The sequence below is a fragment of the Paraburkholderia sp. PREW-6R genome, from assembly GCF_039621805.1.
Taxonomy (GTDB): domain Bacteria; phylum Pseudomonadota; class Gammaproteobacteria; order Burkholderiales; family Burkholderiaceae; genus Paraburkholderia.
In genome coordinates, this window is sequence record NZ_CP155074.1 from 1108048 (window position 1) to 1121625 (window position 13578).

11 protein-coding genes are annotated in these 13578 nt (G+C 62.9%); 1 reads left to right on the plus strand and 10 read right to left on the minus strand.

Translation table 11 applies throughout. The features are described 5' to 3' along the window. Positions 1-60 precede the first annotated feature (60 nt). Genes AAGS40_RS20125 through AAGS40_RS20155 form a run of 7 tightly spaced genes read right to left on the minus strand, consistent with a single transcriptional unit; the run spans position 61 to position 8918 of the window. A complete protein-coding gene (locus AAGS40_RS20125) occupies positions 61-849 on the minus strand; it encodes an electron transfer flavoprotein subunit beta/FixA family protein (RefSeq protein WP_345814526.1) in 789 nt (262 codons plus the stop codon). Further along, a complete protein-coding gene (locus AAGS40_RS20130; RefSeq protein ID WP_345814527.1) occupies positions 846-2021 on the minus strand; it encodes an electron transfer flavoprotein subunit alpha/FixB family protein in 1176 nt (391 codons plus the stop codon). The genes AAGS40_RS20125 and AAGS40_RS20130 overlap by 4 nt, the downstream gene beginning before the upstream one ends. A gap of 4 nt (positions 2022-2025) precedes the next feature. Beyond that, the gene (locus AAGS40_RS20135; protein WP_345814528.1) at positions 2026-3939 is read right to left on the minus strand and encodes a (Fe-S)-binding protein; all 1914 of its coding nucleotides are present in this window, start codon (positions 3937-3939) and stop codon (positions 2026-2028) included. Positions 3940-3941: 2 nt separating this feature from the next. Further along, on the minus strand, positions 3942-6005 hold the full coding sequence (locus AAGS40_RS20140; protein WP_345814529.1) for an NADH:flavin oxidoreductase: 2064 nt from the start codon (positions 6003-6005) through the stop codon (positions 3942-3944). 57 nt (positions 6006-6062) lie between these two features. Further along, complete coding sequence (locus tag AAGS40_RS20145; RefSeq protein WP_345814530.1) at positions 6063-6599, minus strand: DUF5943 domain-containing protein; 537 nt, start codon at positions 6597-6599, stop codon at positions 6063-6065. A gap of 43 nt (positions 6600-6642) precedes the next feature. Further along, positions 6643-7614: a dipeptidase gene (locus AAGS40_RS20150; protein ID WP_345814531.1), complete on the minus strand. Its 972-nt coding sequence runs from the start codon at positions 7612-7614 to the stop codon at positions 6643-6645. 29 nt (positions 7615-7643) lie between these two features. Next, positions 7644-8918, minus strand: coding sequence for a serine hydroxymethyltransferase (locus tag AAGS40_RS20155; RefSeq protein WP_345814532.1), 1275 nt, complete (start codon positions 8916-8918; stop codon positions 7644-7646). A 420-nt stretch (positions 8919-9338) separates the two neighbouring features. Here AAGS40_RS20155 and AAGS40_RS20160 point away from each other — a divergent pair, with 420 nt between their 5' ends. Beyond that, a complete protein-coding gene (locus tag AAGS40_RS20160; protein WP_345814533.1) occupies positions 9339-10334 on the plus strand; it encodes a GlxA family transcriptional regulator in 996 nt (331 codons plus the stop codon). A gap of 27 nt (positions 10335-10361) precedes the next feature. Here the strand turns inward: AAGS40_RS20160 and AAGS40_RS20165 are convergent, their stop codons facing one another. From AAGS40_RS20165 to AAGS40_RS20175, 3 genes are read right to left on the minus strand one after another with little or no spacing between them, the layout of a single operon-like run. Further along, complete coding sequence (locus AAGS40_RS20165) at positions 10362-11054, minus strand: class I SAM-dependent methyltransferase (protein ID WP_345814534.1); 693 nt, start codon at positions 11052-11054, stop codon at positions 10362-10364. 42 nt (positions 11055-11096) lie between these two features. Next, a complete protein-coding gene (locus tag AAGS40_RS20170; RefSeq protein WP_345814535.1) occupies positions 11097-12503 on the minus strand; it encodes a hypothetical protein in 1407 nt (468 codons plus the stop codon). Between the two features lie 2 nt (positions 12504-12505). Then, positions 12506-13375, minus strand: coding sequence for a DUF5672 family protein (locus AAGS40_RS20175; protein WP_345814536.1), 870 nt, complete (start codon positions 13373-13375; stop codon positions 12506-12508). Between the last annotated feature and the right edge of the window lie 203 nt (positions 13376-13578).

The window sequence follows — 13578 nt, forward strand, 5'->3', positions numbered from 1 at the left end:
GCATATCACGTCTGGCGCCGCACCAGGCCCTCCTGGTGGCACGCTGGCCCGAGCCGGAAATCAGTAATCCACCAGTTGATGCTCGCGCAAATACGCGAGAATCACTTGTGCTTTTTCGACAGAACTTCCTTCAATTACGACGCTGCCGCCACGGCTTTCCGTCGTCGTGGCAGAAAGCATGCGCGCGTGACCCGAGCGCTTTTCGGCGGCGGCAAGGCGCACTGGCTTTGCGACAGCGGGACGCGTGGTCCACGCGAGATCGTCGGCGTTCGCTGCGGCGTCTAACGTCGCAGGGGCGGCTGTCGGGCGAATCGTGCCTTCGCGCAACCGTGCATACGCATAGGTTGGCGTGGCATTCGCCAGTGGATGCACGGCGATCAGCGCCGGTAGCTGCACGTCGACCCGCCGGCGCAGCCCTTTCGGCATGAATTGCCGCACCTCGGCGCAACCGTCGCGCAAAGTCAGTTCAACCGCAGCGCCGACGAGCGGCACGTTCAGCGCGCTCGCCACGCGATAAGGCAGCATGCCGCTGTCGAAAGCGCCCTCTGCCCGCGTGCCGGTCAGCACCAGGTCATAACCTTTCAGACGGTCAGCCAGGCGCGCAACGGGGTTGGGCGGAAGATCCGAAGTCGCAGGCACGGTCAGCACTTCAACGGTCCGCGCGCCCAGCGCGAGATAGTCGTTGAGCGCCGGGTTCGACGGATCGCCTGCATGAATGACGTCGAGCGTAGCGTGGTGCTGCTTCGCGAGGCCGAGTGCCATGGCAAGCGCGGCGGCGTCGTTGCGGCTGTAGCGCGCGGTGCCGCTCACCGGGTGACGGCCCACGGAAACGAGTACGGCGATCTTCATACGAGCGCTCCTTCGGCAAGGGTTGCGGAACCGAGCAACGCCGCGCCGGTTCCGCGCGCGCTGCGCGCCGCGGCCGCCGCTTCGTTGAGCGCAGCGATGGTTTCCTGTGCATCCGCGATCAACGTGAGGTTGGCGCGCGCGGCGATCGGCGCGCTTGCGTCCAGATTCACCGCGATCACGTGGCGGCAGTCCTTGATGCCCTGCAAATGCTGCACCGCGCCCGAAATACCGAATGCGATATACACGCTTGCCTCGACAGTCTTGCCCGTTGCACCGATCTGCTTGTCGCGCGTGAAGCGGCCGTCGTCCACGGCAACCCGGCTTGCGCCGATCGCGGCGCCCAACGTGGCGGCAAGACGCTCGAAGGCCGGCACATCGCTCACGCCGTTCCCCGCGGACACAATGAAGTCGGCCTCTTCCAGCGCGAGTTGCGCGGCGTCGATCTCCTCCACGCCGAGATCGCGCACGCTGCCATTCGATGTAGCCCGCGCCTCATCGATGTGCCACGTCACCCGCTCGCCCGCGCCGACGAACGGCAGCTTCGGATCGACCGCATTCGCTGCGAGCAGCACCACGTCCGGCAACGAGCGCGACGCAAACGCCGTATTCGCGCGGATATAACTGGCCACGTGCGCGGCATCGATCTCCACGACGTGGGTCGCGACGCTGGCATTCGCTGTCGCCGCATAACGGCGCCCCAGATCGCCGTCGCCGGTGGCGTTATCGGGCAGGAAAACGTGTATCGGCGCGTATGCGGCCACGCACGCGGCCAGCGCGTTCAGTTCTTCGACCGGCGCGAACCTGCGGCGGTCGAATGCCGGCAACTCGATCAGTTTGTCCGCGCCGAGCGCCGCAACGTCGCCAGTGAACGCGCCGAATACGAGCAGCACCACTTCCGTGGAAGCATCGGCGATCAATGCGGCGGCGGCGAGTGTCTGGCGCGCGTGGTCGTCGAGCGCGCCGCGATCCGCATGCGCCGCGACCAGCAGCGTGCGCTGCGGCGCCGTGTTCGTGCGGCGCGGTTTGGCCTCGTTTCGATGCGACGAGGCAGAGCCCTGCGCCGTGAAATCCATCTCGCCCGCACTCGCCATCATGCCCAGCGTGATGCGCCTGAGCCCGTCGGCCGTGATCGTGAACGGCCGGCGCGGGTCGATTCGTTTAAGCGTGTTCATCGCGTTACTCCAGCGCGGCTGCGACCAGTTCGGCAACGTCCAGCACTTCCGGGCGCGGACCGACCACGCCTTCCAGCATGGCCGTGCAATTCGGGCAGCCGACCGCCACCACTTCGGCCCCGATCGCGCGGGCGTCGTCGATACGGATATCCGGAATGCGGCGCTTGCCTGGAATGTCAGTCAGCGGCGCACCGCCTCCGCCACCACAGCAGCGCCCGCGCATGCCGCTACGCTCCATTTCCACGACCTGTATGCCAATCGTTTTCAGCAGACGGCGCGGCGCCTCCGTTTCACCGTTGTAGCGGCCCAGATAGCACGGGTCGTGATACGTGACCTTGCGATCCGCGAAGGCCGCCACCGCGCGCGGCGTCAATTTCCCGCTCGCGACGAGTGACTCGATCAGTGCCGTGTGATGCTGCACTTCATAGAATCCGCCGAGCGCGCGATACTCGTTACGCAAACTGTGCAGCACGTGCGGGTCCGCAGTGACGATCTTGCGGAACGAGTACTGCGAAAGCGTGCCGATCAGCTTGTGCGCGAGTTGCTGGAATGTCGCTTCGTCGCCAAGACGCCGCGCCGTGTCGCCCGTGTCGGTTTCCACGCCGCCTAGCACCGCGTAATCGATACCTGCGCGATTCAGCACTTTGACCAGTGCGCGCAGCGTGCGCTGGTAACGCATGTCGAATGCGCCTTCGCCGGCAATCAGCAGCACGTCGACGGCACGCCCCGGCTGTGCAACCTGCACCTGCAAGTCCACGGCCCAGTCGTAGCGCGCGCCGATGTCGTAACCGTTCGAGCTGCCCGTCTCACGCAGGTTGGAGAGCGTGATCGGCCCCTTGCCCGGTACGTTGCCTTCCACGAGCGTCTGGTTGCGGCGCATATCCACGATCGCGTCCACGTGCTCGATCAGCATCGGGCACTCCTGCACACAGGCGCGGCAGGTGGTGCAGGACCACAGCGTGTCGGCTTCGATCAGGCTGGAGATCAGCGGCTTGTCTGGCGCACCGCCATGCTTGCCGACAGGAATGCCCGGGGTGGGACTGCCCGCGTATCCCAAATCCGTTCCGCCCACCATCCCGGTGACGAGATCCTGAATCAGTTTCTTCGGATTGAGCGGCTGACCCGCGGCGAATGCGGGACAGGCCGCTTCGCATTTGCCGCACTGAACGCACGCGTCGAAACTGAGCAACTGGTTCCAGCGAAACTCGACCGGCTTGCCCACGCCGTACTCCTGTGCATCGAGCAGCGGCACTTTGAGCGCGGTCGGCGGCACGACGTCGTTGTCGTTACGCCCGGCAAAACGCTCCTGGCGCGGATGAAACGCGAGATGCAGCAGACCGGCCAGCGCATGCTTCATCGGGCCGCCGCGCGCCGCGCCAAACGTCATCGCGAAAGCGCCCGCCGCGATCAGCAATGCGACGATCATCGCGAGCGCACCCGACATAGCGGCAGCCGGCAACGCGAAAAACAGCACGAGGCCAAGTGCGAACGACCCGAGCAGCAGCGGCAGATGGTCCCACGGTCCGCGCGAAAGCCGCGCCGGCACCGCATTCGCGCCATGCCGGCGGCGCCATACGAACACGACCCCCGCCAGCATCACGAGCGCGCAAAGAAAGATCAGCTTGTCGAGCCACGGCGAGTAGATAGCAAGACCATAGTTGACGAATACCAGCGCCATTGCGCCGATTGCACCGCCCGCCGTGGCGACGTGCGTCTTCGCGATGTACGGGTCGCGCGCCACCACGTGGTGCAGGTCGACGAAATAGCGCTTCGGGATAGCCAGCAGGTTCATCCAGCCATACGCGCCCGCGGCGGTCGCGCGGCCTTCGCGCCAGTATGCTGCGCGCCGCGCGAGCGCGAACGCCAGCCCCGCCAGCGACAACCACAACAGGACAGTGATGACAAACACGGGGCTCATCGTCAGAAATCCTTGCAAAGACGCAGCGCGTCGTAGATCGCGCCATGAATGTTGTGCATCGAAATGCAATCGCCCACGCGAAACAGCAGGAAGCGGCCATTGCCCAGTTCTTCGCTGAGCGACGGTTGCGGCTCGGACGCGAACAGCTTGTGCACGTCCACCTGACCACGGTTCAGCGACTCGGGTTTGAGCTTCCAGTACAGTTCGTCGTTAGGCGTGCTACCGTTTTCGATGACCACCTGATCCACCGCCCGCTCTTCCTGCTCCTCGGTGTACTCGTTGCGGATCACGGCGATTTTCTTTCCGCTTTCCTCGTACACCTTGTCGAGCCAGTAGTTCGGCGTGTGAATCACGCCTTGCGCGTAAAGGCGGCGGTAGAAGATCGGGAACGTCGTGCCGCCAACGTCGTCAGCCACTTTCACGTCTGGCGTCACGATCTCCACGTTCGAGCCGCGGCTCGACATGAAGTCCGCCACGCCCGCGCCCGCATGGGTGCTGACACCGTCGTACACGAGCACATTCCTGCCGGGCTCGACACGGCCGGAGAGCACGTCCCACGAACTGACGGCGAGCCCTTCGTCGACGCCCCAGCCCGCCACCTGCGACGTGAACGAAGAGCCGCCCGTCGCCAGCACGACGATGTCCGGCTTCTCTGCCATGATGGCTTTCTCGTCGGCGGCGACACCGAGACGGCGATCCACGCCGAGGCGCTTCGTCTCCATGTCGAACCAGCGCACGATGCCCGCCATCTGTTCGCGCTGCGGCGCTTTCGCGGCGAGCATGATCTGGCCGCCCACATGATCGTTTTTCTCGAACAGCACCACGTCGTGTCCGCGCGACTTCGCCACGCGTGCCGCTTCGAGTCCGGCGGGACCCGCGCCGACCACGACGACCTTGCGCTTCGGACCACGCGTTTTCGCAATGACATGCGGCATGGTCGCTTCGCGGGATGTCGCGGCGTTCTGCACACACAGCACGTCGAGCCCGTTGTACTGGCGGTCGATACAGTAATTCGCGCCCACACACTGTTTGATTTCATCTTCACGGCCGTCGCGGATCTTGATGACCATGTGCGGGTCGGCAATCTGCGCGCGCGTCATGCCGACCAGGTCGACCGTGCCGCTTGCCAGCAGACGTTCCGCCTGGCCCGCGTCGCGAATACTTTGCGCATGCATCACGGGCAGCTTCACCACGGATTTGATGCCGGCTGCGAGATGCACGAACGGCTCGGGCGGCAGCGCCATCGGCGGCATGCAGTTGGCGAGCGTGTTGTGCGTATCGGCGCCCGAACCGATCACGCCGACGTAATCGATCAGCCCGCTCTCGCTCATCGCCTGCGCGATCTCTTTAAGTTGTTCGTGATCAAGCCCGTCTTCATGGAACTCGTCACCGCACATGCGCAGACCCACGCAGAAATCCGGGCCCACCGCTTGGCGCACGGCCTTCAGCACTTCCACGCCGAAACGCAGACGGTTTTCGAGCGAGCCGCCCCATTCGTCGGTACGGAAGTTCGTGCGCGGGCTCCAGAACTGGTCGATCAGGTGCTGGTGCGCCGCCGAGATTTCGACGCCGTCCATGCCCGCGTCTTTTACCCGTTTCGCGGCGGCCGCGAAGTCGGTGATGATGCGGCGGATTTCCTCCACTTCGATGATCTTCGCGTTGCCGCGGTGCACCGGCTCCCGCACGCCCGAAGGCGACATCAGATGCGGCCAGTGCTCGCCATGAAACGCCGAACGGCGTCCCATGTGCGTCGCCTGAATCATGATCTTTGCGCCATGCCGATGCATCGCTTCAGCGAGCCTCGCGAGCGGATCGATGATCCTGTCGGTGGACAGGTTGACCGACTTCCACCAGCCTTGCGGGCTGTCGATCGACACCGGGCTCGAACCGCCGCACACCGCGAGGCCGACGCCACCCTTGGCCTTCTCTTCGTAATAGCGGATATAGCGATCGCCAGGCAGGCCGCCCGGCTCCGCATACACTTCCGCATGCGCGGTACTGACGATGCGGTTGCGCAACGTCAGCTTGTTCAACGTGAGAGGCTTGAAAAGATTCGGGTAACGCATCGCGCTCGACCTCGGGATGATGTGCTTTGTTTCGTGCCGTCTGCGTGGCGCAAACGCTCAGGACGCGAGCGGCGACACTTCGAACACGCAGTGATCGTGATGCTCGGCCGCGCATTGCGCTTCTTTCGAGAACGAAGGCGGACCCTTGCGCGCCGAATCGGGCGCCGTGTCGTTGACCCAGTCCATCGCGCCCGCAAACCAGCCGGCGAACATGTAGCAGAGCTTGCCCTCCTTGCCCGGCTGCGCCAGCACGAACGACGAGTAATGCAACTCGACGCGCGCCCGCGCGCTCGACGGATCGGCTTCGGTAATCCGGAAAATGCCCCAGCCGCGCTGCGACAGACGGTTCAGGTAGTGCTCGAAAACCGCCATGCCAGAAATGCCGTGCTGTTTCGCTTCCTTGTCGCACCAGTAATACGCGGACTTGTAGCCGGCCTTGTAGAGAATCCCGGCATACGTATCGACGCCCAGCGCTTCTTCGACGGCAGTGTGATTGTTGGTGAAGAAATGGCGCGGCACGTAAAGCATCGGCAGCGCGTCGGTGGTCCAGACGCCGGTGTTCGCATCGACGTCGATAGGCAGTTGCGGTTGCATGTGGAAGACTCCGTATTTTATGGGGTGATTCGCGTGCCGAGTGTCAAACCTTCCAGACTTCGCCGAACACGCGCACCCAGTTTTCGCCCATGATCTTTTTGATGCGCGTTTCGCTCCAGCCCGCGCGCTCCATCGCGGCGGTCAGGTTCGGGAACTCGCCAATCGTGCGGATGCCTTCCGGATTCACCACCTTGCCAAAATTCGTCAACTGGCGATAACGGCCCTTGTCGTGCGTGATCCAGTCGAAGAACTCGGTGCTATAGCCTTGCGTGAAGTCGGTGCCGATACCCACCTGGTCCTCGCCGATCAGATCGACCACGTATTCGATCGCTTCCAGGTAGTCTTCGACCGTCGCGTCCGGGCCGCGCTTAAGGAATGGCGCAAACATCGTCACGCCGACGAAACCGCCCGCGTCCGCGATCTCTTTCAGTTGCTCGTCAGTTTTGTTGCGCGGATGCTCCTTCAGGCCCGACGGGCAGCAATGCGAGTAGCACACCGGTTTTTTCGACGCGGCGATCGCTTCCGACGAAGTCTTGCCGCCCACATGGGACAGATCGACCATCACGCCCACGCGATTCATCTCCTGAATCACTTCGCGGCCGTAGCCCGACAGGCCGCCGTCGCGTTCATAGCAGCCGGTGCCGACCAGATTCTGCGTGTTGTAGCAAAGCTGGACCACGTTCACGCCGAGGTCCTTGAAGGCTTCGATATAGCCCAGGTTGTCCTCGAACGCGTGCGCGTTCTGAAAGCCGAAGATGATGCCGGTCTTGTTCTCTTTCTTCGCCCGGAAAATATCGTCGGTGGTGCGCACGAGCGTGAGGATCTCGCTGTATTCGCGAATCTGCTGCTTCATTTCTGCAATGTTGTCGACGGTCTTCTGGAAGCTCTCCCAGACCGACACCGTACAGTTCACCGCGGTCACGCCGCCCTTGCGCATGTCTTCGAACACCGAGCGTTCGAACTTGGAAATGTTCAGACCGTCGATGATGATGCTGTTGTCGTGCAGAGTGCTCATCGTTTGCTCCAGGCAGGCTATGAAGGTGCTTAGTAAATGGGAAAGCGTTCGCACAGCGCGAAGATCTCGCGGCGCACACGTTGTTCAGTGGCGGCGTCGCCTGCCGGGTGATCGCGCAGCGAGTCGAGCACCTCGACGATCAGGCGGCCAATGTCGCGGAATTCGCTCACGCCGAAGCCACGTGTGGTTCCGGCCGGCGTGCCGAGGCGCACGCCGGAGGTCACGGTGGGCTTTTCGCTATCGAAAGGAATGCCGTTCTTGTTGCAGGTGATGCCCGCACGTTCCAGCGCCTGCTCCACCTGATTGCCCTTGAGGCCCTTCGGGCGCAGATCGACCAGCAGCAGATGGTTGTCGGTGCCGCCCGTCACGAGATCTACGCCACCGGCCTTCAGCACTTCGCCGAGCGCCTTCGCATTCGCGAGCACGTTGTCGATATAAGTTTTGAAACCCGGCTGAAGCGCTTCGCCAAACGCAACCGCTTTCCCGGCGATCACATGCATCAGCGGGCCGCCTTGCAAGCCGGGAAACACCGCCGAATTGATCTTTCTGGAAATCTCTTCGTCATTCGTCAGTACAAAACCGCCGCGCGGACCGCGCAAGGTCTTGTGCGTGGTGGAGGTCACCACGTGCGCATGCTCGACCGGATTCGGATGACGGCCCGCGGCGATGATCCCGGCAATGTGCGCCATGTCGACCATCAGCTTCGCACCGGCTGCGTCTGCAATGGCGCGCAGCCGTGAGAAATCCAGTTCGCGCGGATAAGCGGAAAAGCCGGCGATCAGAAGTGCAGGCTTGTGCTGCTGCGCGAGTTCTTCGATCTGCTCGTAATCAATCAACATCGTGTCGCGATTCACGCCGTATTGCACGGCGTTGAACCACTTGCCCGACAGCGCTGGCTTCGCGCCGTGCGTGAGGTGACCGCCTGCGTCGAGCGACATGCCGAGCACCGTGTCGCCCGGCTTGACCAGCGCGAGCATCACTGCGCCGTTGGCCTGCGCGCCCGAATGCGGCTGCACGTTGGCGAACTTCGCATTGAACAGCTGCCTGAGACGATCGATCGCCAGCGATTCGACCACGTCCACATATTCGCAACCGCCGTAATAGCGCTTGCCGGGATAACCTTCCGCGTATTTGTTGGTCAGCACCGAGCCTTGCGCTTCGAGCACCGCGCGCGACACGATATTTTCCGACGCAATCAGTTCGACTTGCGACTGCTGGCGCTCGAGTTCTTTCAGCACAGCGCCGCGCACTGCTGGATCGCGCGTGAACAGCGATTCTTCGAAAAAGGGCTTCGGGTTCGGCATGGAAGGTCCGTGAGGTCATTGACGGAGTGCCGCAAGCGCCGCTCAGTGCTTCGTTCGAGCCCGCCGCCGGCGGTCTGTATTGCGTCTATTCTTGACGTTCGCCCCGCGTGTCAATTTATGAATTCAGACGCGTTCTTTGCCTTTTCCGCCATGAACGACCTTTTTCCACAAGTCGACGCAGCGCGCGTGTCGCGCCTCGCTTTCTGCTGCACTGCGGTTGGACATCGTGCGCGCGGCAGGTGCGCTCCCGCCGGCATCCGGCGCTGTTCTGGTGCGATCGGTTCGAAGAGGCAGCAAGCGTGATAAGCCACCAGGGGTTTAGCCTGATGGCACGGTAGTTGCCCTAGTCCGCAGAATTGAAGAAGTCGCGGTTGGCCCACGGCGACGCGAAATAACAGATTCGAAGGAATCATTTCCCCCATGTCCACCGATCGCACGGCGTCGTTGTCGCATTTCGCATTCATGCCGGTCCCGAACTTCACGATGATTGCGTTCACCAACGCGATTGAAGTGCTGCGCATGGCGAACTATCTGACAGGGCAGACGCTGTACCGCTGGTCGATCGTCAGCCCGGACGGCGGTCCGGTGATGGCGAGCAACGGCTTGTCGGTCGACACGGTGGCGGTCGAATCCGTCGGCCAGCCTGACATCGTGTTCGTGGTCGGCGGCATCGACGTGCAGCGCTCCACCACGCCCGCCCATTTAAGCGCGTTGCGCCGCGCCGCCCGCATGGGCAGCGTGCTGGGCAGCCTGTGCACGGGCACCTATGCGCTGGCGCGCGCGGGTCTGCTGGCCGGTTATGCGTGTGCAATCCACTGGGAGAACATGTCGGCGCTGAAGGAAGAGTTCCCCGACACGCGTTTTCTGAAAGAGCTGTTCGTGATCGACCGCGATCGCGTGACCTGCACCGGCGGCGTCGCACCGCTCGACATGATGCTGAACCTGATCGCGCCGCGCGTCGGCACCGCACGCGTCACGCAGATCGCGGAGCAGTTCATCGTCGAACATGTACGCGATACCAGCGCGCAACAGAAGATGCCGCTCGTGGCGCGACTGGGCTCCGCGAACAAGTCGCTGTTCGAAGTGATCGCGCTGATGGAGAACAACATCGAGGAACCGCTATCGCGCGAAGAACTCGCGCGCCTCGCCGGCATGTCCCAGCGGCAATTGCAGCGGCTCTTCCGCGAACACCTGGGCATGACGCCCACGCACTACTATCTGACGCTGCGTTTGCGTCGCGCGCGTGAACTGCTGCTGCAAACGGATATGTCGATCATGCATATCACGATGGCATGCGGCTTTCAGTCCGCTTGCCACTTCTCGAAGAGCTATCGCGACGCGTTCGGCACGGCGCCCACGCGCGAGCGCCGCAAACAGGCGCCTTCGCTTGCCTCCGTGCCTGTCATGGCCGCCTGAACAGAATGGGTGCCAAGGGCCGCCCGGTCACGACAAAGGCTGATTCAGCACGTGGTGTATCGTCAGCAGCCGGATGCGATCCTGCGGCAACATCGAATAGTTGACGAAGCGGCCAGGCTCGTCGGAGACGATCCCGTTGTAGATATCCGTCTTCTGCTGCAGAACGCGGTCTGGATAACGTGGCGCATGGCTTTCGTCCTTCAGAAACACCGCGACGAAGTCGTTCCACTGGTCGCCCTGTTGCGCGCTCGTGTATGACTCGAGCAATAGCGGTTGCAGCCCATTGCGCTTTGCCCATGTCACGAGCGCTTTGCCGCTGTCGGGATAGAAGCGCCAGCAATCCACCGGCCAGCGATGAAAGTCTCCGTTCGAAGGGACGTTCAGATAGAACAGCCCCGCCGGCTTGAGCACGCGCATCACTTCGAGAAACAGCAGCCAGAACATCTCCGAGTGTTCAAACACGGAACTGGCGAGCACGATATCGGTGCTGTCGTCCTCGAATGGCAGCACATAGGGGTCCTGTAACACCACGTCCACACCGCGGCCTTCGACAAAATCCACGCCGGTATAAACATAGCCGTCCGGACAGACGCTGCGCAACGAGCCGTTGATGTCCTGGCTGCCGAGTTCGATCACCTTGGCGCCGGTCTCGGCGGATAGCACGTGGGGCGCGTAGCAGTCGAAGAACTGCCGGCAGTTTTGCATGGCGGTGGGATGCATGAATGCGATCTCCTTGCGAGTGAATCAATGCGATTGGCGCAATCACAACGCCGCGAGCCACGCGACTGCGTCGCACACCACGTCGTCCCAGTTGCCTTCCTGCGTTTGACGCAGTACCGTCGCGCCGTCGATCCACGGGCTCGCGACGCCACGGCTTCCCCAGCGCCAGTCGCCGGACGTATTGACCGGTACGCACGTCGGCTTTCCCATCATCACGGCGAGATTGGCGACCGCAGAGTCGACCGCGAGCACGGCGTCCAGCTCGCCGATGCACGCGGCGGTGTCGTCGAACAGGTGGATGCCCGGTTGATAGCGGTCGACACTCCCCGCCGGCGTCCCCGCCTCCGCTTCGGTCAGCGGATGATGCAGCGTGACGAAATGGATGCGGTCCTGCAACGCCGGATGCGTGACCAGACGGTTCAGTGCGTCGAGCGGCAGACTGCGGCGCGCGGCCCAGCAGCGCATGGTTGCGCCGAGCCCCGGGTGATGGCGCTGGTGACAATCCCAGAACAATCCGACGAGCCTTCTTCCCGGATGCCGCGCACGCAGTTGTCCTGCCCACTGTGCCGCGACACCTTGCTTGGCGTGCGGAACCCGAAGATACGGGCGAAACCGGTAAGCCGACGCCGGTGCCCGCGCGACGCCTAACAGCGGCAAATGCAGCAGCGTTGCGTAGAAATGAGGCGCGAATGCGTCGACATGCTCCTGTACGGCATCGGGTAGCGGCCCGTGGGTCTGCAAGGGACGCGGCACACTGATCACTTCGCAATGGGACAACGACGCCTCCATCAGCGCGTGAATCTGCAAGTCACACGAAAGCATGACCGTCGCGCCGGCGGCTTGCCAGTCCGCCACGCATGCGGCCAACAGAAAGTTATCGCCAAACCCCAATTGATGGACGACGAGCACGCGCTGACCGCGCAGGTCCAACTCGCCGGCCCATTCGGGAATACCGGCGGGGCGATAACTGCCGGCGTCGCCCGAATCATTGCGCTGCAGCCAAAGCGCAAAACCGCGCGGGTCTCCGGCTTTCAACATTGTTTCGCCGAGAAGATAGCTGGCCGTGGCGCGAAGACCCGGCGTGTTGTGCGGGCCCGGCTGCCGCGCCGCTTCCAGTAACGGAATCGCTCTTGCGAGCTGGCCGGCCATCATCAGGCTATAGCCGAGCCGCACGCGTGCAAGCACGGGTTCACTGAACATCGACGGATCGTGCAGCCTCGTTTCGACCGCCTCGGCGTGCCGCCCATGCAGGTCCAGCGCGAAAGCGCGCATCGCATGAAAATCGCCGCGTTGCGCGCCGAGTGCCAGCGCCCGGTCCGCCCACGCAATGAGTTCGTCTTCCCGTCCGAGCGCAATCAGCGTGTCACAGATCTTTCGCAAGGTTGCGAAGTTCAGCGGGTCGTTCTCGTGGCGCGCGTAGGCGGCATGCAACTGCTGGTCGAGATCCATGTTCACCCGAGACGATCTTCGTTCATTGCGCTTTCGCAGATGTCGACGTATTGCAGAACCGCCTGGCCAGTCACGCCCGTTTTCATCATGTTCTGCACGAATGCCTCGGTAGTCCAGAATTGCCGGTAGCGTTCATACATTGCTCTCACGCATTCGAACTTGCGCAGATCGCAATACACCTTGAGTAGCAGCATGACCTCGTTCGACGTGAACGTACTCACATCGAGCAGGCTCGCGATGTTCATCATCGTCGTGTCGTCCACGTGGCGCCACATGTTGAATGCGCTATGAAAACCAAAGGTCGGCTTGTCGGGACGCGCATGCTCATAAGCGAAACGGGCCGCGACGTCTGCGGGCGCAAAGCGGATGCCATACTCCGCTTCGAGCACGGGACGGTAGGCGCGACAGATCAGGTCGTCCTCGTTCACGCCGCGCAGAAACTGGAAGCGCGCGTCGGCGAGCGCGTGCAGCAGCTTCGCCGAGCGCAGCGAGAAGCCGCCGTTGCCCACGTTCAGGCCGTCGCGGTGAAATGGCCAGATCGCGCCGATATAGTCGTACTCGAAGAACGTGTCGTTCCACGCCGCGGGGTCGAGCACATAACCGTCCCATTGGGCGATCAGCACCCAGGGGGTCGTCACATGATGCAGCAACTGTTTGATCATGAAGGCCGAGTAGTCTTCCTTCGAGCGCAGGCGCGGAATGATTGCGGTGCGCAGACGGCCGGGAACGGCTTCGTGCGTGAAGAGGATCGTATCGGCGAAGGTGCAGCGAGCTGCGGAAATCTCGAGCGCGCGAGCGGCAAGCGCGGGATGAATCGAATCGGCCGCACATAGCGTCACGTCGCTCAGAGTCAGGTGTGGGTTGCGGTTCATTGATGCGGATGGGTCAGGCAATGGGCCCACCCTGAAACAACTATAGTTCGTTTTAATGGGCGGGCGGCCTTTCGCTGAAGTCAATCAGGAACGGTGACGGCGCGCATTCTAAACGACGCATCCGCATAATATTCAGATAACGACGGCGCGTTGCACGCCTGAGTCGAACGGACATTGCGCAGGATCAAGATGGGCTAGATCCT